Origin of the sequence: Paenibacillus sp. 32352 (assembly GCF_002042965.1) — a bacterium.
GTDB lineage: Bacteria > Bacillota > Bacilli > Paenibacillales > NBRC-103111 > Paenibacillus_S > Paenibacillus_S vulneris.
In genome coordinates, this window is the sequence record NZ_MZNT01000018.1 from 1 (window position 1) to 19,010 (window position 19,010).

24 protein-coding genes and 1 riboswitch are annotated in these 19,010 nt (G+C 48.5%); of the genes, 14 read left to right on the plus strand and 10 right to left on the minus strand.

Annotation, left to right across the window (positions count from 1 at the left end):
- Positions 1–52: 52 nt before the first annotated feature.
- Positions 53–448 (minus strand): helix-turn-helix domain-containing protein, encoded by a 396-nt coding sequence (locus B1728_RS31135; protein WP_079914332.1) that lies wholly within the window; start codon positions 446–448, stop codon positions 53–55.
- 190 nt (positions 449–638) lie between these two features.
- On the opposite strand from B1728_RS31135, the gene B1728_RS31140 reads away from it, so the two are divergent.
- Positions 639–1,325, plus strand: coding sequence for a class I SAM-dependent methyltransferase (locus tag B1728_RS31140; protein WP_079914333.1), 687 nt, complete (start codon positions 639–641; stop codon positions 1,323–1,325).
- Between the two features lie 84 nt (positions 1,326–1,409).
- Positions 1,410–1,811 (plus strand): VOC family protein, encoded by a 402-nt coding sequence (locus B1728_RS31145; protein ID WP_079914334.1) that lies wholly within the window; start codon positions 1,410–1,412, stop codon positions 1,809–1,811.
- A gap of 212 nt (positions 1,812–2,023) precedes the next feature.
- Here the strand turns inward: B1728_RS31145 and B1728_RS31150 are convergent, their stop codons facing one another.
- The gene (locus B1728_RS31150; RefSeq protein WP_079914335.1) at positions 2,024–2,788 is read right to left on the minus strand and encodes an SDR family oxidoreductase; all 765 of its coding nucleotides are present in this window, start codon (positions 2,786–2,788) and stop codon (positions 2,024–2,026) included.
- A gap of 196 nt (positions 2,789–2,984) precedes the next feature.
- Here B1728_RS31150 and B1728_RS31155 point away from each other — a divergent pair, with 196 nt between their 5' ends.
- The 3 genes from B1728_RS31155 to B1728_RS31165 all read left to right on the plus strand — a co-directional run bounded on the left by B1728_RS31155 (position 2,985) and on the right by B1728_RS31165 (position 4,335).
- Entirely contained in the window at positions 2,985–3,425 is a 441-nt protein-coding gene (locus B1728_RS31155; protein ID WP_079914336.1) for an SRPBCC family protein, read from the plus strand.
- A gap of 191 nt (positions 3,426–3,616) precedes the next feature.
- The gene (locus B1728_RS31160) at positions 3,617–4,045 is read left to right on the plus strand and encodes a ribonuclease domain-containing protein (RefSeq protein WP_079914337.1); all 429 of its coding nucleotides are present in this window, start codon (positions 3,617–3,619) and stop codon (positions 4,043–4,045) included.
- A gap of 17 nt (positions 4,046–4,062) precedes the next feature.
- Positions 4,063–4,335, plus strand: coding sequence for a barstar family protein (locus tag B1728_RS31165; RefSeq protein WP_079914338.1), 273 nt, complete (start codon positions 4,063–4,065; stop codon positions 4,333–4,335).
- Positions 4,336–4,595: 260 nt separating this feature from the next.
- Here the strand turns inward: B1728_RS31165 and B1728_RS31170 are convergent, their stop codons facing one another.
- On the minus strand, positions 4,596–5,462 hold the full coding sequence (locus tag B1728_RS31170) for a DMT family transporter (protein WP_079914339.1): 867 nt from the start codon (positions 5,460–5,462) through the stop codon (positions 4,596–4,598).
- Positions 5,463–5,787: 325 nt separating this feature from the next.
- Here B1728_RS31170 and B1728_RS31175 point away from each other — a divergent pair, with 325 nt between their 5' ends.
- The 3 genes from B1728_RS31175 to B1728_RS31185 all read left to right on the plus strand — a co-directional run bounded on the left by B1728_RS31175 (position 5,788) and on the right by B1728_RS31185 (position 8,305).
- Positions 5,788–7,173, plus strand: a complete 1,386-nt coding sequence (locus B1728_RS31175; RefSeq protein WP_079914340.1) for a helix-turn-helix domain-containing protein — start codon at positions 5,788–5,790, stop codon at positions 7,171–7,173.
- Positions 7,170–7,799, plus strand: a complete 630-nt coding sequence (locus B1728_RS31180; protein ID WP_256865591.1) for an effector binding domain-containing protein — start codon at positions 7,170–7,172, stop codon at positions 7,797–7,799. The genes B1728_RS31175 and B1728_RS31180 overlap by 4 nt, the downstream gene beginning before the upstream one ends.
- 95 nt (positions 7,800–7,894) lie before the next feature.
- Positions 7,895–8,305, plus strand: coding sequence for a VOC family protein (locus B1728_RS31185; protein ID WP_079914469.1), 411 nt, complete (start codon positions 7,895–7,897; stop codon positions 8,303–8,305).
- 67 nt (positions 8,306–8,372) lie between these two features.
- Here the strand turns inward: B1728_RS31185 and B1728_RS31190 are convergent, their stop codons facing one another.
- The gene (locus B1728_RS31190; protein ID WP_079914341.1) at positions 8,373–8,954 is read right to left on the minus strand and encodes a type 1 glutamine amidotransferase family protein; all 582 of its coding nucleotides are present in this window, start codon (positions 8,952–8,954) and stop codon (positions 8,373–8,375) included.
- 236 nt (positions 8,955–9,190) lie between these two features.
- On the opposite strand from B1728_RS31190, the gene B1728_RS31195 reads away from it, so the two are divergent.
- Together B1728_RS31195 and B1728_RS31200 are read left to right on the plus strand one after the other, a co-directional pair.
- Positions 9,191–10,042, plus strand: coding sequence for a helix-turn-helix transcriptional regulator (locus B1728_RS31195; protein WP_218672331.1), 852 nt, complete (start codon positions 9,191–9,193; stop codon positions 10,040–10,042).
- 441 nt (positions 10,043–10,483) lie between these two features.
- Positions 10,484–11,272, plus strand: coding sequence for an S-layer homology domain-containing protein (locus tag B1728_RS31200; RefSeq protein ID WP_179136276.1), 789 nt, complete (start codon positions 10,484–10,486; stop codon positions 11,270–11,272).
- 247 nt (positions 11,273–11,519) lie between these two features.
- On the opposite strand, the gene B1728_RS31205 is transcribed toward B1728_RS31200, so the two are convergent.
- Both B1728_RS31205 and B1728_RS31210 read right to left on the minus strand, forming a co-directional pair.
- Complete coding sequence (locus B1728_RS31205; RefSeq protein WP_079914344.1) at positions 11,520–11,834, minus strand: DMT family transporter; 315 nt, start codon at positions 11,832–11,834, stop codon at positions 11,520–11,522.
- Between the two features lie 2 nt (positions 11,835–11,836).
- A complete protein-coding gene (locus tag B1728_RS31210) occupies positions 11,837–12,175 on the minus strand; it encodes a DMT family transporter (protein WP_079914345.1) in 339 nt (112 codons plus the stop codon).
- Positions 12,176–12,281: 106 nt separating this feature from the next.
- A riboswitch (guanidine-I (ykkC/yxkD leader) is annotated at positions 12,282–12,389 on the minus strand.
- 168 nt (positions 12,390–12,557) lie between these two features.
- On the opposite strand from B1728_RS31210, the gene B1728_RS31215 reads away from it, so the two are divergent.
- Positions 12,558–13,337, plus strand: a complete 780-nt coding sequence (locus B1728_RS31215) for a Cof-type HAD-IIB family hydrolase (protein WP_079914346.1) — start codon at positions 12,558–12,560, stop codon at positions 13,335–13,337.
- 274 nt (positions 13,338–13,611) lie between these two features.
- Here B1728_RS31215 and B1728_RS31220 read toward each other — a convergent pair whose 3' ends face one another.
- A complete protein-coding gene (locus B1728_RS31220) occupies positions 13,612–13,791 on the minus strand; it encodes a small acid-soluble spore protein H (RefSeq protein WP_079914347.1) in 180 nt (59 codons plus the stop codon).
- A 354-nt stretch (positions 13,792–14,145) separates the two neighbouring features.
- Here B1728_RS31220 and B1728_RS31225 point away from each other — a divergent pair, with 354 nt between their 5' ends.
- On the plus strand, positions 14,146–15,390 hold the full coding sequence (locus B1728_RS31225) for an MFS transporter (protein WP_144028067.1): 1,245 nt from the start codon (positions 14,146–14,148) through the stop codon (positions 15,388–15,390).
- Between the two features lie 114 nt (positions 15,391–15,504).
- Here the strand turns inward: B1728_RS31225 and B1728_RS35945 are convergent, their stop codons facing one another.
- Together B1728_RS35945 and B1728_RS31230 are read right to left on the minus strand one after the other, a co-directional pair.
- Complete coding sequence (locus B1728_RS35945) at positions 15,505–15,735, minus strand: hypothetical protein (RefSeq protein WP_144028068.1); 231 nt, start codon at positions 15,733–15,735, stop codon at positions 15,505–15,507.
- A 156-nt stretch (positions 15,736–15,891) separates the two neighbouring features.
- A complete protein-coding gene (locus B1728_RS31230; protein WP_079914348.1) occupies positions 15,892–16,983 on the minus strand; it encodes a ParM/StbA family protein in 1,092 nt (363 codons plus the stop codon).
- A gap of 197 nt (positions 16,984–17,180) precedes the next feature.
- Between B1728_RS31230 and B1728_RS31235 the strand changes: the two genes are divergently transcribed.
- Entirely contained in the window at positions 17,181–18,143 is a 963-nt protein-coding gene (locus B1728_RS31235; RefSeq protein ID WP_179136277.1) for a M23 family metallopeptidase, read from the plus strand.
- Between the two features lie 33 nt (positions 18,144–18,176).
- Positions 18,177–18,629 (plus strand): bactofilin family protein, encoded by a 453-nt coding sequence (locus B1728_RS31240; protein ID WP_079914350.1) that lies wholly within the window; start codon positions 18,177–18,179, stop codon positions 18,627–18,629.
- 136 nt (positions 18,630–18,765) lie between these two features.
- Here B1728_RS31240 and B1728_RS31245 read toward each other — a convergent pair whose 3' ends face one another.
- Positions 18,766–18,921, minus strand: coding sequence for a DUF1540 domain-containing protein (locus B1728_RS31245; protein ID WP_079914351.1), 156 nt, complete (start codon positions 18,919–18,921; stop codon positions 18,766–18,768).
- Positions 18,922–19,010: the final 89 nt, after the last annotated feature.

The window sequence follows — 19,010 nt, forward strand, 5'->3', positions numbered from 1 at the left end:
TTGGAACCGCCGTATGCGGACCCGCATGTACGGTGGTGTGAGAGGACGGGGGTTAATCACCCCCTCCTACTCGATTATCGAAAAAACGCAGGTTCTTACCCGTCTGAAGCTTGCCGGTGCTGATCATCCACTCGAAGCCCTGCTCCACAATGCCTATCAAATATTCAACGGCTTTGGGGTCATGTTCATGCAGCGCACGCAAGGATAGGGCAAGCTGCTCGATCCGGGCGCCTGCGTCATTCTCGATATACGGCTCGATCTCGTTGGTTTCGATCAACTGAAATTCGTTTTGCAGCTTGTTGATGATTTCCAGCTGAAGCGTCCTTGTTTTGCCGGATTCAAGATTGCTTAAATAATCGGGCGATACACCGAGCTCCCTTGCAAAATCCATAATGTCCACGCCGCGCTGCTGCCGGATGGTTTTGATGTACAGGCCAATCTCATTCATCCAATCACCGCTCCTTCGTAAGGGTATATGTCCAGTATGGACCGGATGGCTAATGCATAACCGTTAGGACGCGTAGAGGCACGGAGTGACAGCAGCATTTCGGTTGGCGGCACTATGCTATTGACCTTCACGTTACGTTAAGCTTTATGATGATGGCGAACCGGTTCCACTACGATAAGGAGGATTCGATATGCCAAATCATTCTGTTATTTATCAGCAGCAAGCAGACCAGTACCACTTGTTGATTTCCAAGCAAAAGCCGCTCCTTCCCGCCATAGAAGAGCTGATCAGCCCGGAGGGCCTGGACATTCTGGATATGGGGGCAGGCTCCGGCAGATTTACGGTTGAATTGGCTGCCAAAGCCAAATCCATCGTTGCTGCCGATGCTTCGGAAGCCATGTTAAAGGTTGCAGCCGAACGTCTGAAGGAAGCGGGATTCGCTCATTGGAGAACGATCGCCGCAGATCACAGGCTGCTTCCGCTAGCGGACGACAGCGTCGATTTCATCATTGCAGGCTGGACGATCTGCTACCTTACGAATGCCGATGTTCCCGATGCCATGGGCAATTTGAGGAAGATCCTAGCCGAGATGAGACGGGTGCTGCGGCCTAACGGCACCATTCTTATCTTGGAAACGATGGGTACAGGGGAAGAACAGCCTAACCCGCCGGAGTTTTTGAAAGCATACTATGACGCGCTCGTTCAGGATTACGGATTTAACCACAAATGGATTCGGATGGATTATACCTTTGAGAATCTTCAGCAGGCGGAGCAGCTTGCGGGATTTTTCTTCGGGGATGCCATGGCGAAGCGGGTGGTTGAACGGAACTGGATTCAGCTGCCGGAATGTGCGGGAATGTGGTGGCTAAAAACATAGCAATCCATAAGAAGCTTGGAAGAGGTATGTACTCTATAATTAGCTTGTACCGATAAAGCTGAACTTTGAAAGGTGGAACATATTGTGGGACAAGTGAGACCTTTTCTTTTATCTGAGGATGCAAGAGCGCAAGCGGAGTTTTACACCCAATCCCTTGGCGGGGAAATCGTATCGGTCATGACACACGAACAAGCAACGGGGGCACAGCACGAGCATAAGGACAAGGTCATCCATTTATGTCTGGTTGTTGCCGGCGGATGCTCTATTTTTATGGCCGATTCCTTGGAGCCTTTTACTAGGGGAACGGGCGTATTACTCAATGTATCGTACAAAACGGAATCGGAAGCTGGCGAGGCATTTGCCAAGCTTGCAGCGGGCGGTCAAGTGAAGCAGCCTTTTGCGCTGCAGCCTTTCGGCCTGTATTACGGAGAGCTTACAGATCGATACGGTGTCGCGTGGATGGTTACATCCGAGCCTAACGAGTAACATCATATTTATCTAACACCTTGCAATAACCCATAAGGCTGCCGCCAAAAACGGCGGTCTTTTGGTTCTGTCGACAAGCTGAACGGTTCATATTTGAAAAATGAAGGGTTCAAAGTCCAGCGCTTCAGCTGGATTTTTGAACCCCGTTTCTATGACATTATTAATTTCGGGACTCTCGGAACGTCATAGCCATCCCGCTGTGTGGGGGCATTTTATAGATGAGAGCCTCCGCTTGCGTCAATCAATTGACCGGTCACCCAGCGGCTGTCCGATGAGGCCAAAAAGGCCGCAATATTCGCGACATCCTCTGGCTCACCCCAACGGTTGAAGGTGGAGAGGCCAGCGGCAAACTTCTGTCCTTCGAGACTCTGCAAGGTATCGGCATTCATCTCTGTATTGATAAAGCCAGGGAGGATGGCGTTCACTGTAATGAGGCGTTTTCCAAGCTGCTGAGCGAGGACGCTTGTCAGAGTATTGACCGCCCCCTTCGAGATGCTGTAGGCGAAGACATTAGGAAGAGCCATCTTAGTAACAAACGATGAAATATTAATGATTCGCCCCTCATCCCTAAGACGCGGCAGAGCCTGCTGAATAACAAAAAGCGGTGCCTTTACATTAATGTTCATCACTTCATCGAAGGATTGCTCCGTCGTGTCTTCAATAGTCACCATTTGTCCGATTCCGGCATTATTGATAAGAATATCGAATCGATTCTCCCCTGTTCGCTTGTAAAGGGCTTCATCCATTGCGTCATATAAATCCGTTACGCCTTTAAGAGAATGAAAATCCGCGTGGACGGTAAATGCGGAGCCTCCATGATTTTGAATCTGGCGGACGACTTCCTCTGCTTGACTTTGTCTTTTTCCATAATGAACTGCGACTAATGCGCCTTCCTCTGCGAGACGTAACGCGATGCTGCGGCCGATTCCCCGGCTTGCACCGGTGACTAATGCGATTTTACCTTGTAGCTTACTCATGCTCTCTCATCTCCTTGTTTGAATTCATGTTAGTTATATCACAAGGGGATGTTCGAAATGTTGCGCTCTCATTCGGGGTGCAGTTACATACAAGCAAATTAGAAACTATCGCGATAACACTTGCACCTTACGTAACGTAATGATTTATAGTGAAATTACCCGCTGGAAGGCCATAATTTGAAAGGGAGGCATAAGTATGAGCAAAGGTGAGAATGAAGCAGTGGCTTCACGCGAATATGATGTACCAAGGGAGCTGGTGTTTCAAGCTTGGACAACCCCTGATTTGTTAGCTCAATGGTGGGGGCCGGAAGGATTTACGAATACGTTTCACGAGTGTGATATTAGACCCGGGGGAACATGGAGGTTCACGATGCACGGCCCGAATGGAGCAGATTATCCCAATCATTGCGTCTTTGTTGAGATTGTGCCGTTTGAGCAGGTCGTGCTGGATCATGTATCCGGTCCTGAATTTCGGGTAACGGCTTCCTTTGAGGATCTGGGAGGCAGAACCAAGGTGACTTTTCGCCAGACTTTCAAGAAGGCGGAGGTGTTCGAACAGGTTAAGGCTTACTGTGTTGAAGGGAATGAACAGAACCTGGACCGGTTGGGCAGGGTGCTGACGGAAATAGCTTTTTAGCTTTACTAAGAAATGTCGTCGTTCATGCTCCTTGTGGGGGATGACGGCGATATTTTTTTTGATGCGGAGGGAAGCAGTATGTGCAACAAGCCGCGGGATAGGGCGTTTATTAGGCGAATGGGTTTGCATAAATGAAACTTCATGTTATCATTTCCGTAAATATCAGATGACTTATACATAAAGAAGTGAGGATGAAAGCTTTGAAATTCATGAAGTCTATTTTGTTTGTATTCCTAAGCTGTTTGCTGCTTCTGGCCGGATGCGGAGTGAGCAAGGAAAAACCGCAATCAGAGGATTATACGACGTTTGAAAGTGTCGCCAAGTACATTCAAGCTCATAACAAATTGCCGGATAATTTTATTACCAAGAACGAAGCGACCAAGCGGGGCTGGGATCCTCAGAAAGGGAACTTGAATCAAGTTGCACCTGGTAAAAGCATAGGCGGCGATGTCTTCCAAAACCGTGAAAATAAATTGCCCTCGAAAAAGGGGAGAATATGGTACGAAGCCGATATCAATTACAAATCAGGCCACAGGGGAAAAGACCGCATCTTATTTTCCAACGACGGCTTAATCTATAAGACCGAGGATCATTACGAAACGTTTCAGCAAATCAAGTAAACACAGGGGGGATAGCCTTGCGCGAAATCATACTGGATGGCCGGAAATTTGATTCTAAAGACCAGCTGCATGCTGTCTTAAAAGAAGCCCTGTCGCTGCCGCACTATTACGGTAATAATTTGGACGCCTTATGGGATTGTCTGACCGGATGGGTTGAACTGCCGCTAACGCTTCGCTGGCAGCATTTTCAGGAAAGCGAGAAAAAGCTCGGGGAGTATACTGGGCTTTTGTTGCAGCTTTTTCAAGACGCGGAGAAGGAGATTGAAGGTTTTCATTTGCGGATCGAGTAAAAGCTTAATGAATAAGACGGAGGGGTATATCATAGACATGAGAGAGCCTCTATCGAAGCCTTTCTAAGACGTGCGGCCGGCGTCTAGAGGTAGGTTTTATCGCCAAATAAAATTTTTACATCCGATGACCTCGGAGTCTTATAAATTCTGTGGTAAAAAAGGACAAGAGCAGAAGCTGCACTTGTCCTTTTATTAATTTAGAGCTTGTGTGGAAGCTGCAATAGACTGCACCGGTCAATGTTGACTAAACTTTTAACTTACTAGGTCTTATTACCCCTGCTTGTTTCGCTTAGCAGCGTCGATCCCAACAATAAGGCAGCGCCAGCCAATTGAAGTAATGTCATCTTTTCGCCTATGACAAGAACTGAAATAAACAAGGAAGTTAAAGGATCTATATAGCTTAATACAGCGACGCTCTGAGCCTTAAGCCCGCTCATTCCAGTAAAGAACAGGTAGAATCCTACTCCCGCATGAAATATTCCCAGGAGCAGCAGTAAAATAATAGAATTGCCCGATATCCGGAAAATAGGAGAGCCTTCTGTAATGAAAACATAAGGCAGTAGTATGACAGAGGATAAGACAATCTGTATAAACGTATTCTCCAGCCCGTTCATGTTTCGGATGAACTTGTTAACCAGGGTCAAGACCGCATAAAAACCCGCCGCTATAAGCCCATAGATAATACCGAGCAGATTATGTTCGGCTGTGGCTGTTTTATTGCTCTGTACAATCAAAACCAATCCGATAAGGGCAATGACGACACATATTGCTTTTTTTAGCGAAAGCTTTTCTTTCAATACAACAGGCGACATCACGATAACCAGCACAGGAGCAAAATAATAGCTTATGGCTGCATTCGCAATCGTAGTTTCCTTATAGGACTGAAAAAGAAAAATCCAATTGCCGCACAAAGCGAGGCTCGCTATAAACAGCGGGACCACATTTCTTCTTATAATTTGCCGTGATATTTTATGCTTCGTACTCATGCAGATGATGAATAAAAACATACTGCCAATAAGGCTCATGAAAAGAGCAATTACACTTGCACTCAAATCTATATATTTAGCAAAAACGCCAACTGCGCCAAATATGATCATCGACAAAATAAAATAAATCGTTTCTTTCACTTCTTTTTCCCGCTTTCTACTAATATGATGGCGGACCTATGCAGGCCGGCTGCCGAATGCATACAGTAGAATCTATGGAAAAGGTCTGACAAGCCTCTTGTAAGTACCCCGACAGTAGATTCTACTGTTAAGGCATTACGGGAGGGGCGACAAAGTTAACCATGCGATATCTCCTCCATTTCGTTAATCACGTGAATCTTTATAAGAAAGCTGCATGTCATAAATTCATTATATAGCTAGAGTGAGTGACTGAAAAGTTCACTGAATATCTGAGAATTTTGAACATACTGGATATCACCCCCTTTGGTATAATAAGGAAGAAGACGTGAGAGATGAAAAGGTGAAAACCATGAGCTATGCCGATTCTGTGCAAAGGGCGATCGACTATATCGAGGAGCGTCTGGACCAGGAGCTGGATCTTACCTGCATTGCCGAGGAAGCTTATCTGTCGGTCGCTCAGCTGTACCGGGTGTTTTATGCGCTTACCGGACATCCCGTCAAGGACTATATTCGCAAACGAAGAATAAGCGTTGCCGCCCATCAGTTGAGAAATACCGACCGGACGGTCGAGGAGCTCGCATGGGAGAGCGGGTTCGAATCCTACCATTCATTTGCCAAGGTATTCAAGAAGATCGTTGGGCTGACTCCCGCCAGCTATCGAAAGGCCGAGCTGTTCTTCAGCTTCGAACCGATCAGGCTGCATGACCAAATCTCGTACACGGAGGATAGGGAGCAAACGGAGCGGTTCCCCGATGTCAAAGTGATTCGATTGCTGCCAGGCAAAATGTACAGCTATCTGCATATAGCCGATCATGAGGAGGGAATGGAGAACGAGGCGTTCCGGATCGTCGGACGGCTGCTGAGCACCCATGAGGTAACGCGAGACGTCAAGTCGAAGCTTCGCATTTTCGGTCATAATGTAGAGCTTACCGGCAAAGGACAGCCGCGAAAATACGGCTACAAGGTGTTGATAGCGGATACAGCGGACCAGACTATGGAGGATGCGTTTACCGGGGAGCCCTTCGCCGGAGGCTTGTACGCCGTCAGAAGGATTCCTGCTGCATGTCCGAAGACCGTTCAGGATGCGTGGGACAGATTATTGTCCGAATGGCTGCCGAAGAGCACGTTTGACATCGGTACACATCAATATATTGAGGAGTTCATTGCCTACAACGATAAAGTGACGAGAATGAACCTGTACCTCCCCGTGCAGCGGAAGCTTCATCCTGAACCGATAGAGATCGTTGAGCTGGGAGAAATCAAAGCATTCTTTTGCAGGGGAGATGGGGCAGAAGCTCAAAAGGCTGCGGAAATGCAGTTGATAGATTGGCATACTAACGTGTCCCATGCGCGCTGGCGGAAGGGCCATGGTAAATATTATATGTCCTATCATTATGGAGCTAAAGATACGGAGGATTATTGGTGGGAGAACGGGATTTTGTCTGTTGGACCCGAAGCTCCGGCGCTGGAGGGACTGAAGGAAAAACGGCTGGGCTCCGGCACATATGCCTGCTGCGTGTCCAAGACGTACGGCTTGTTGACCGGGGTCTTGGATAAGATGCATCGTTGGATTATCGCCAATGACAGCTACAGATTGGATGAAGAGCGGCAATGGTTCGCTGAATATCATCTCATCGAGGGAAGCGATCTGGAGCAGGATACCGTGGTTAAAGTGTACATTCCCATCTCGAAAGGAGGGGGCTCGCTATGAAGCATTCAGCCAGGAATCCCGGGCGGCTGCAGCCCATGCATAGGATTCTGGAGAGCAGGCGCCCGGACAGCTATAAGCCGGAACGGGTTCCGGCGGCGCTTAGCATTGTGTATCGATCAACCCAAAGAGAGGTGTCAACCGAAGCGATGGAGGATATGAAGCCTTATATCGTTAAGCACGATGAATTGAAATTAATCGGCATTCCTTGCATAAGCCTGCAGGATATGAGCGGCAAATACCGCCATGCCAAAGAAGCGCTGTTATCTTCTGCAAAGCATCTGCCATCCGTCAAAAATCCTTCGGTCCATTATGGCGTTTGGCCAAAGGCTTCTACACAGCAGCAATCAGATATGCATGCCTATATTCTCTGTGTTGAGGTGGATTCCTTCGAAGATGTTCCGGAGTGGTATTTCCGGACCACATTGCCTCCTCAAACCTGCGTAGTCGTACCCAACCGGGACGGTGATTTTGACGCGGCGAGCCAGGCTGTGGAACACTATCTTAGTGAAGCCCGCCTGGAAACAGGCGCAGATGACCGGAAGTACATTATTTGTGAACGATACAGCTATGAAAAAAAGGGGTTCTCCCGGTACTCGCTTCCTATTCATTCAGGCCTGGAGGATTGATCATGAGTACAAATCCAATGCGCAAGGAGCCGCCGGAAGGTTATCAGCCGGTGCGGGTACCGCAAGCGTTAACTACGATTATTGGAGGGAAAACGATGAATCAACAGCACGCATCGGAAGCAGGTTCCGTACGTAATAGTCCGGTTAAGAACAAGGTCGGAAGCGTCTTTATCCCGGTCCGCGATATCGAAAGATCCCGCAGCTGGTATTGCCGGGTGCTTGGGCTGAATGAGGCGGATTGTACGAGTATGGCTGGTCATTTGTGCACCTTACCCATGCAAGGAACGGGCATTATTCTGGATACGATGCCCATGTGGGGAGGGGATCAGCCTGGTGGGGCGCCATCTATCGAGACTCCCGCTTTTATGCTGTTGACGGATGATTTGCAGGGCTCTTACGATTATATGAACAAGCTTGGCGTCGAGCTTGTAACGGCAATCGAGCACAATCATTGGTTCGTCGTTAAGGACCCGGACGGCAATAAGCTGATGATCTGCCGGGAATAGGGCAATACACCGGCAATCTAAAGAGCAGACCGCGGGTTGCGCAGTCTGCTCTGAGATTTAATGCTGTTTATTCAGATAGATATCCCTTTTTAAACACCGTGTACCATTCCTCCAGCTTTTCACCCTCATACACGCCGAGCTTCTCCAAAATATGTCTGGAGAACTCCAAGGCAGCGGTTCCGTTGGCTGTTATGATATTGCCGTCGCTGACGGATTGGACTGTCTGATAATAGCTTTCGCCGCGGTAGTTGGGCGCTCCTTCCTTCAAGAAACCCAAGGTATTGCCGGTGTGCTTGATATTGTCCAGGAATCCGTGGGTGGCCAGGAACGTTGTCGCATCGCAAATGGCTGCCACCGGAATGTCTTTGTCGATGCAGCTCCGTACCAGCCGGGCGGCCTGTTGATTTTTGGCCTCTCTCCATCCCGTACCTCCCGGAATAATCAGCATCGCCAATTTGTCCTGAGATGGTTCATCGTTCAGCTCATAATCGGGCAGCACCCGAAGTCCCCCCATGGAAACCTTGGGGTCTTTGTCAATAGCGATCGTTCTTACCTGAAACCCATTTTCCGGGTTATTCAATTCCGTTGAAACGTAGCTCGCCTCCCAATCGGCGAAGCCGTCAGTTATAAATATCCACACTTCCTTCAATGCAGATCCCTCCTTGGATAGTTTTTACATCCTTATAATCTATTATAAAGCAGATATGCTGACAGAAACGGTCAGTGAAGTTGGTATAGTCTAGTGGAGAAAATTCAGTAGGGCTGATTGATTCATCTTGTTTTTATTTGAAATCACCCTTGGGATAGTCAGCCTGAATCATGCAGAACCCCGCCTATTTTGTTATGATGGAAGTAAAATGAATAGCCCGTAAAGGTGGGACTATGATGCTGTCGCCGAATAATAAATTATGGTATGGAAGACCTGCAGATCCGTTTCACATCGAATTTTCGAATCGGACGGGATATGTCACCATGAATCGTTATCATATCCATCATCACTATGAGATTCTGTACTTGTTTTCGGGGGCCAGGGGATTCTTCATCAAGGATCGCTCCTACACGGTCCGGCAAGGTGATCTGGTGATCATTGGCTCCAACGAAATTCATAAATCATTTGACATCGGCGTTCCCGATTACGAAAGGGCCGTTGCCTACTATGATTCGCGATACTTCGAGAGCTTTAAGCGACAGGATGCCGCCCCGCTGCTGTCACTGTTTCGAGGCTACCCGGTCCTTCGGTTATCGATTCAGGAACGAATGCTGATGGAGGGCCTATTTAGCGAGTTCGCTCAGGAAATGACAAACAAGCCTCCCGCCTTCGAGTTGCGGCTTCAACAGCTATCTGCCGAGCTGCTGCTGCATGTGTTCCGGTTTATTGAAAAAAGAAACGCAACCCCCATCGAGCAAGACTCCACGATCAAGAAGAAGATCCTCGAGATTGTCCAATATATGAACAAGCATTACGATCAGCCGATCAGTTTAACGTCCGTGTCCGGGCAATTTTACATAAGTCCTAGCTATTTAAGTAAAATGTTTAAAAATGTAACCGGTTTCATGTTTACGGATTACGTCAATACCGTCAGAGTGAAGGAAGCGCAGCGGCTGCTGCGCGAAACGGATATGAAGATCATCGACATCTCTACCGCTGCCGGCTTTGGTAACGTATCCCATTTTGGCAAGGTGTTCAAGCAGATTGCCTCCGTATCTCCCCGTGATTATCGGCAAGGCTATCGCTAGATAGTAATTTGTGCGGAGCCGGTGGTACCCGGTATCCTTTGTTATAAGGCTGTCGCTGACCACGAAGTAGCTGTTGAATCTCGCGAGCTGTCTGCCGGTCATGCTGAAACCACGGTCAATACGTTGTTTTGGATGTAGGAGATGCTTGTGTCGGGCAATGGCAAGGCGGTATGCGTGGCAGACCGCGCTCTTTCACCTGTTCCATCAGCTCTGCCCAGTTCTGCGGAGAAGGAAGCTCGATGCCTTTAAACAGTGCTTTTACCTTATCCGATGTTGATAGTAGCTTGAGGCGACTTTGAACTGCACCGAGCCATGCAGGAGAAAAATTTTCTACCTGACCTATAGGTGGAATTTTGCCATTTCCAGTCATTTACGAGAGCGGAAGCAATGTGCTAATATGTGGGAACTAACACTATGAAACAGAAAAGGAAGATAATCAGTATGAAGAAAATCGCACTTATCCTCACTCTCGCATTCTCTCTCGTATTCGGCGCGACTGCCGCAAGCGCACAAGGGACAACCTTCAGTGACGTGAGCGATACAAAACACTCCTGGGCGGTCAAAGCCATTGGTTTCATGAGCGAGCACGGGGTCATCAAGGGGTATTCGGACGGGACGTTCAAGCCTGACGCAGGGGTAACCAAGGCAGAGTTCGTAAGCATGTTCTCCCGCCTATTCGATAAGTACGCCACCAACGACTCCCGCACCCGCGAGTTCAAGGACGTGCCTGCCGACAACTGGGCATACGACTCGGTATCGAAGGTAATGTCGGACTACACGTACTTTACATACAGCAAGGACGACAGCGGGACGTACTTCCACCCGAATACAGAGCTAACCCGCCTGGGTGCCGTGAATCTGATGCCCGTGCTGTATGATGAGTTGAAGGATAAAAAGGTAATATACAACACCCTACATAGCATGAACGACATCAAGGTATATGATAATGTCGGCGGGTACGATAAGGACGGACGATTCGATGAGACCACCGACCGCACGAACGCCGAGTTCCCGATCATCTTTAAGGATGAAGTGCTGGACGACGACTACTCCGCTATCGTAGGCACGAAGATCGCAAGCCTTCAGACTGAGGGACTGATGACCGCCTATGAAGGAAGCTTCAGCGCGAACAAGACGCTGACAAGAGCCGAAGCCGCAACGACACTTTACCGCCTGTACACTCAGCTCAAGGGTGACGGTGACCTATCGAAGTACTCTACAATTCAATAAGCCAAAAACAGGAGCGCGGGGGCTAACCTCTCGCTCTTGTCTTTTTAAGACAGAAGCGCACCGCACCAACCCCCTACGAAAATTTCTCCCGCGCCCGCAGCAACTTGACAATGATACCACCCACCCCTCCCTTCGATGACCTCGATTCCATGCAGGTTGGTTTGTTCCAAAATTCGATTATTGCTCCCCGTTAGGGAAGACCTTGAACATGAGGGGTATGCCTTTAAATTTAAGTTTACTGCTAGTACTATGAAATGATCTTCAGTCCAACCGCTGCGGTAAGCACCATAGCTATGAACAGCATACGCTTCCACTCCCTGGATTCCCCATAAACGAACATCCCCAAAAGGGCGCTGCCTGCGGTTCCGATCCCTGTCCACACGGCATAGGCCGTCCCCATCGAGATCGTCTTCATGGAAAAGGACAGGAACAGGAAGCTTAACAGAAAGCCGCCGATAAGAATAGAGTAAGAGGCAATAGATTTGCTTTTGTGGATGCGGTTAATTCCCGACACCCCGATGATTTCGCAGCAGCCTGCCAAAATAAGTGCGATCCAATCCATCTTTATTGCACCTCCTCAGACTTTTTCCCCGCTGTTACCATCTTCAGTCCGACAACCCCGGCGATTAGCAGCAGGATAAGAAGCAGCTTGGTTATGCTGAACGGTTCCCCGAACACCAGCATCTCGGTAATGACGGTCCCTGTCGTCCCTATTCCGGTAAAGACCGCGTATGTCGTACCGACAGGCAGTTTCGACGAGGCTCGGATGAGCAAGTCCATGCTGATCAGGATGGCGATGATTGTACCGGTCCAATCCCACAGATGGTGAGAGTGCTTTAAGCCGATAACCCATGCAATTTCGAATAATCCAGCAATAAAGACCATAGCCCAATTTCGATTCATGATAAACATCCTCCTTTTGAATGGTTTAGAATGCGGCAGGAACAACAGGGGATACCCAGTCCCTGAATCAAACGACAAAAAGCCCGGGATGATATCGTCCATGATATCCTCCCGGGCTTTTATCCCTCCGTGTCCACAGAAAAGTCCTGTGTGTTTTCTCTCGGACCAGACCGAGCTTCTATGAAGAAGCCGCGGAACCCTAGAAAACCTCGGTTATTCGTTTGTCTGAGTCATTACGGCTTATCATAACGTATTCCCTGCTTTTTTTCAAGATACAAAACGTTCCGGAGGCTGGATTATAGTGTAGGCGGGGCCGCCGCTGTCGGACAAAACCAGAAGTCTCTGCTATAATGGTAGCAGAATCTAGAATGAGGTGACTAGAATGATCAAGTTGGTAGCATTCGATGTGGACGGTACTTTGCGGGACCGCGATTATTTGCCAGAGTCTACCCGGGCGGCTTTATTGAAGCTGAAGGAACAAGGGATCGCGCTCGCATTATGTACAGGCCGCAGCGAATTCGAGATGGAATCGCTTCGCGAAGAACTGGGCATTGAATGGGCTGTCACATGTAATGGCAGTCATATCGGATATAAAGGAAAGACGGTATTCGGCAATCCTTTTCCTAAGGAAACCGTGCGGACGTGGCTTCAAGAGGCCGAGCGCAAAAGCCATACGCTGCTGCTGTACGGCTCGGAGCTGATGTTCATGAACCGCGAGAATGACGCTTATTTTCGCCAGGCGCAGCAGGAGATCGGCTTCATGGAACCGGTGCAGCTCCAATCGGTTGAGGAAGTCCCCGATATTTATCAATGCATCGTGTTCTGTAATGAGCAGGAGGAAGCCGCTTATATCGGTGAAGACCGGAGTCAGCTGTATATCCACCGGTGGAGACCGTGGGCTGTTGATATTAACCCGAACGGCATGAACAAAGCCGTAGGTCTTCGCAAGCTGATCGACCATCTAGGATTGACGACGGATGAAGTCGCTGCATTCGGCGACGGCCACAATGACTTTGAGATGATCGAAGCGGTCGGCAGCGGTATCGCCATGGGGAATGCGGCGGAAGAATTGAAGGTAAAGGCGCGCTATGTAACCAAGTCGTTGAACGAGGGCGGCATTGCTTATGCCGTGGACAAGTGGATTTTATCCGGTGTAAACTAATTTTTTTATAAAACAGGCTGCTGCGAAGCAGCTTCAGGATGTCGAGAAACCCTGTTTGCGTGAACAATGCTGCATATGGAGGTGGGGGATGCCTCGGAGGAGTTTACGTCCTCCTTTGAAACCCGTGAAAATACCGCTAAATCTAATCCTATTCACGGGGTTCAACAGAGGCTGGAGGGGCATATCCCACCGGAGTATAACAGCAAAAGTTCAAGCTTCTATAGTTTCTCGACAACCTCAGGCTGCTGTGAAGCAGCCTGTTTTTGCTGTCCTTCTATTGCTCCTGCAAGCTGCTTAAAGCAACGGTCTGCTCATTCTCAGGCTGATCGAGCGGATAGATCCTCGCCGTTTCGTTCTGTTCATCCACATGCTGAATGTAGATGGGAACACCATCGCAGGTCACATGGACCATATCAGGCGAGCTCGCAATTTCTTGTGCACGTTGTTTGTTCACTGGATTATCCTCCACGTATCAGTGTGTAATTCCTGGTATTTATATGGACCAGAAGTTAGTATGCGTCGGTGAAGGGTGCGTTATACCGTCTTCGGAAAGAATAACCATAATGGTTTTTTCCGGTAACACCGTCCCGGGTCCATGATACAATGTGCAAGTGTCACAGGCTTAAGGGCATACAGATCATTAAGAGCGCATCAGGATACAGGAAGAACAAGGGTTAAAAAACAATGTTTGGATGAAGCAACCTTTTGTATTCCGATGACGTATAAGAGTATGCGTTAAGTGCAGCTTGTGCTTATTGGCTCCTGGCAGATGGTTTTTAGTAAAGACTAGGGAAGGATGAGAAGATAGATGTCATCGGCTCCACAAGGTATGGGCGGGTTATTCCGCAACCGTTTCGTACAAGCGATTTTATTGTCCGGGTTGTTTTTGCAGATTGGAATATGGGTACGGAATTTTTCCGTTCTTTTGTTTGTTATGGATCAAACAGGTGGCGATTCATTTGCGGTCTCCATGATTTCGGTAGCGGAGTTTGCTCCGATATTTATTTTTTCTTTCATCGGAGGGACGTTCGCTGACCGCTGGAAACCGAAGCGTACGATGGTTTGGTGTGACATTTTGAGCGCCATATCCGTATTTGCCGTGCTTTTGACGCTGGTATTCGCGACATGGAAGGCGGTATTTTTCGCAACGCTGGTCTCGGCTATTTTGTCCCAGTTCTCGCAGCCTTCAGGGATGCGCTTGTTCAAGATTCACGTTCCCGCCGAATTGATACAAGCGGGGATGTCCATTTATCAGACGATGTTCGCGTTATTCATGGTGCTGGGGCCGATACTCGGAACGTTTGTCTACCAGCATTACGGTATTCAAGTCGCCATCGCCATTATGGGCGTAGCATTCCTGCTGTCGGCAGCTGTGCTGATGTTCCTGCCTCCGGATCGTGTGATTAATGAAGAGGATAAACCGGCAACAAAGCTTGGCGAGGAGATGGCAGCGGGCTTTCGGTATGTATTATCCAAAAAAGTACTGTCAACGCTCGGGGGCTGTTTCTTGTCAGCCGGCCTCGCGCTTGGATTGATACAGCCGTTGGGCGTGTTCCTCGTTACGGAGCGTTTGGGGCTGCCTAAAGAAAATATTCAATGGTTGATGACGGCCAATGGGGTGGCGATGATCATTGGCGGCGGATTAGCTATGGGGTTGTCCAAAAAGTTTGCACCGCAAACGATGTTGATTATCGGTATGGTCGTCAGTGCCATCGGGATGGTCATAACGGGACTTTCAACGTCGTTATGGGTAACCTTAATGGCGCAGTTCATTTCCGGGCTCGTACTTCCGGCGATTCAGATCGGGATTAATACGATGATTCTAAGCAATACGGATGAATCCTATGTAGGACGGGTGAATGGGATTCTGAATCCTCTGTTTATGGGAGGAATGGTAGTGACAATGAGTCTTGCAGGCTGGCTCAAAGAGATGTTCCATATCGTAGCGATGTATGAAGCGGCTGCGGTGCTGTTTGTGATCGGTGTCATCGTCATGCTTCCTCTGTATCGGAAAGAAGTGCGTCAGACCGGCTCTGCCGGCGAAGCCTCTTAAGTAAACTGTTTGATTCAGGCTTTCAAGGACCGCCCCAAGGGGCGGTCCTTTTCCATCATGGCCCCGCATTGCAGGTATCAGATGGAAGGTAGGGCCTCGCGGCCTGCCTGGCGATTAAAGATTGTCTTTACGGAAATAAGGCTGTACGCTTCCTACAAATTCATCTTTTTCACAGCAAGTGTACGAATGCTGATAAACCGGGTAACAGTGATGGCGGTTAATAACCTCTATCGGGTGAATCACCTGTACCAGCTGCGGGTGATAAAAATTTCTTATGACTCTGCGAGGATCCGTTACAATCGGATCGGCAGGCGGACAACAAAAATTACGATGTGAACGACTCATTTTCTTATCAGCTCCTCTCTTGATCTGAGATATTATACGACATTGGCGGAGATGCGGCTTGTGCCTTTGCCTAATTGCTGATAAACAAAAAAATGCAGGTACCGGGTACCTGCACGAATGTTTGTATGAAGTTGGGTGATAGAACCACACACCCGATTAAACGAAGGCGTTCTGGTTCACTTTGCTTTTGGCAAGCTTCAAGTAGCCTTGAACGTTCAACAGCTCGCTTTCGTCCATGAACCGAAGCTTCATAGGACCGGCTGCTTCGACGATATAAGGGCGCAGCGCGGCGGCTCCGCCTCCAACCACATAAAAGCATTGGATGTCAGGGTGCTTTTTCCACCGTTTCTTGATCAAATCGACAATCTTATTTGCAGCGCGGGTAAAGTACATATCGACGATCGGCTTCATGCTGGACTGCCCTTCCCCGATACGGCGGATAAGAAAGTCGCTGCGCTTAATTCGCTGTACAAGCTTCGCGCGGCTCGGAAAGCGGTAACCGAATTGATCCTCCACGTCCCGGATAATGCTGTCCAGGTAGGTAGCCATACCGATTTGTTCTCCGGAGCTGAATTGATTATCGATGCTCATTTTATTAATGACGGGAAAATCCGTTGTCAGCGCGCCCATCTCGCAAATACCGATACAGCCGTGATACAGCTCTTCGTCTTTCACCTGCAAATTGTCATGCGTCGCCATCTGGAACAGCGCAGCCGCGCCTTCGATAGATACGATAGCCCGGCGGATCGAAACCTTGATCTTCCGGTTTTTCAGATGGGGTGTGGATAGGAAGGTAACCTCATGCTCGCCTACAAGACGATCCTCGAAGGAGGAATGATAGTACGAATAGGTACGGACCGGCAGACCGGTCCCAATGACGTACTCGACTTCTTCCATATTATTATAGCCGGTGTTGGTTACCGATTGGCTCACGATTCCCGCATAAGCAAGCGCGGTTACCGCTACGATCAAGGATTGATCCGAGACCGCTTTGTTATCCGTCTCCTCCAGCTCGACGCTGTCTTCATTGTCCATGGCGAGCATGCCGACAAAGTACCTTTGATTGTTTCTTGTCAGGCGCGGGCTGTGTACGACAACATCCAGTGCTTTTAGAGGAGAATCCTCCTCCTGTAAAATATGTCTTTCGTACCCTGGTGCTATAATATTCGGAATCATTAAAGGATCACGAACGCCGTCCAGCACGACCTTGATGCTGTCGTTGCCTATATCGATTCCCGCCAATTTCATTGTAATAAATTCCCTCCAGTCATTTTCACCTACTTATTTAGTACTATGATTCGATTACTTTCTACAAAATCCCTTCGTACTTTTGAACTATTTTCCAAGAAAAACGTAAATCTTGGAAGGTTTTTTTGAAGTTTGCGACGAATAAGATCGTATTCCATCGAATAATGTTAATTTGTGCCAAGCTAAAAGGAGAAGTCATGAAGCTCAAATGGGGCAGTAAACGGTTTACTTTTGTCATTATTCCCGATGCTAATAGCGCCGTTCGCCGTTTCGAGGTACCAAAGCCACTCCCCTATATTGCCGGTGTGGGACTTATTACCTTAGTGTCGGCTACCTTGGTCCTGTACAGTGTCCATGTCAGAACGGCTTTAGTCGCAACGGAGCTGCAAACGCGCATAGCCCATCAGGACCAGCAATTCAACAGTGCAGTGAAGGAAAAGAACGAGACCATCGAGCAGCTGCAGGGCGAAATCATACAGCTATCGCAGCAAACGATGGAAATGAAAAGCAAGATCGAAGATATTCGCAAGCTGGAGGATGAAGTGCGCTCCCTTACTGGCTCCGTTAAATCAACCGCGTCTTCGTCGGGGACCTTCTATGCATCAGGTGCGATGGGAGGCAGCGACCACCCGGTTACAGAGGAAGAAATCAAGCAGCTTCTGGAGCAGACGAAATCGCAGCTCAGTACAATGAGCAAAGAGGTAGTAGAACTGAAGGGCAATATAGCAGACACAAAAGAGAAGGCTTTGATCGCGCAGGAGGAGCTTCGTGTAACCCCTAGCATTTGGCCTGTTGATAGTAGAACCATCACCTCCGGGTTCGGCTTGAGACAGGACCCGTTCACGACCAAGCCGAGCTTTCATAGCGGATATGATATTGCCTCGCCGGCCAATACCCCTGTACATGTAACCGCAGATGGGGTTGTCGCTTCTACTGGAAGCGATTCCTCGCATGGAAACAACATCATCGTTATGCATTCCAAAGGATTGCAGACATGGTACATGCATTTGAATAAAATCAATGTTCAAAAAGGCGATCGCTTAAAAAAGGGCGATGTCATTGGACTGGTAGGGTCAACCGGAAGAAGCACGGGATATCATCTGCACTATGAAGTGCTGAAAAACGGGCAGCCTATCGATCCCAAGCCTTATTTAAAATAATATAAAAACCACTGAATGGAAGAGGGCGAATTAATGTTTAAAGCAAGAAAAGCCGGACGCGATCTGCAGACGACCGATACGCTGATCGGAGAAGGGACCTTGTTTGAAGGACGTATCAAGTCGGAAGCCAGCATTCGGATTGAAGGACAAATTACCGGCGACGTCGATTGTGCCGGTGATGTGACGATCGGCGAGCATGGTGTTGTAAAGTCCAATGTGATTGCGAGGAATGTCATTCTGGCCGGTACGGTTAACGGGAATGTACTGTGTAAGGGTAAGCTGACGATCCGTGCAACCGGCAAGCTCTTCGGCAATACGACGGCGCAGTCACTAATTATCGATGAAGGCGGCATTTTCCAGGGCACCAGCAAAATGGATAACGGTACGAACTCTCAGCCGGATCGAATGGAAAAGGAGACTCAGCCGAATAACCCGTTCCAATCGGGCTTTAACAGCGGCAGCAGCGGGAATATGGCCATGATGTAACATGCAGGTTCTAAAACAATTCGGACAAAAGATCTTTGATGATAATAATTCTCATTATTATTGGCTATACTAAGAAAGGAAACGGGAAAGAACACAAAAAAAGAAAGGCACCCTGGAAGGATGCCTATAGTCAAAATTAAAGCTTGGATTCAAACGTCTTGCAATCCGTTTCATGAGAATCGCGGGCTTTGCTTGCTTGGTTGCTGACAACATAAATGGATGAAGCATTGCATTCATTGCCTGCGGCCCAGTACTTACAGGCGCTCACTTCGCATTTCACGTCTCTTGCCATAGCATTTCACCCCCCTTCCTCACTAGGATGGTCAAGGGGGCTGCTTTTTTATACCCAGGTCCGGTTTATGCAGCCGGACTTTTTTTGTT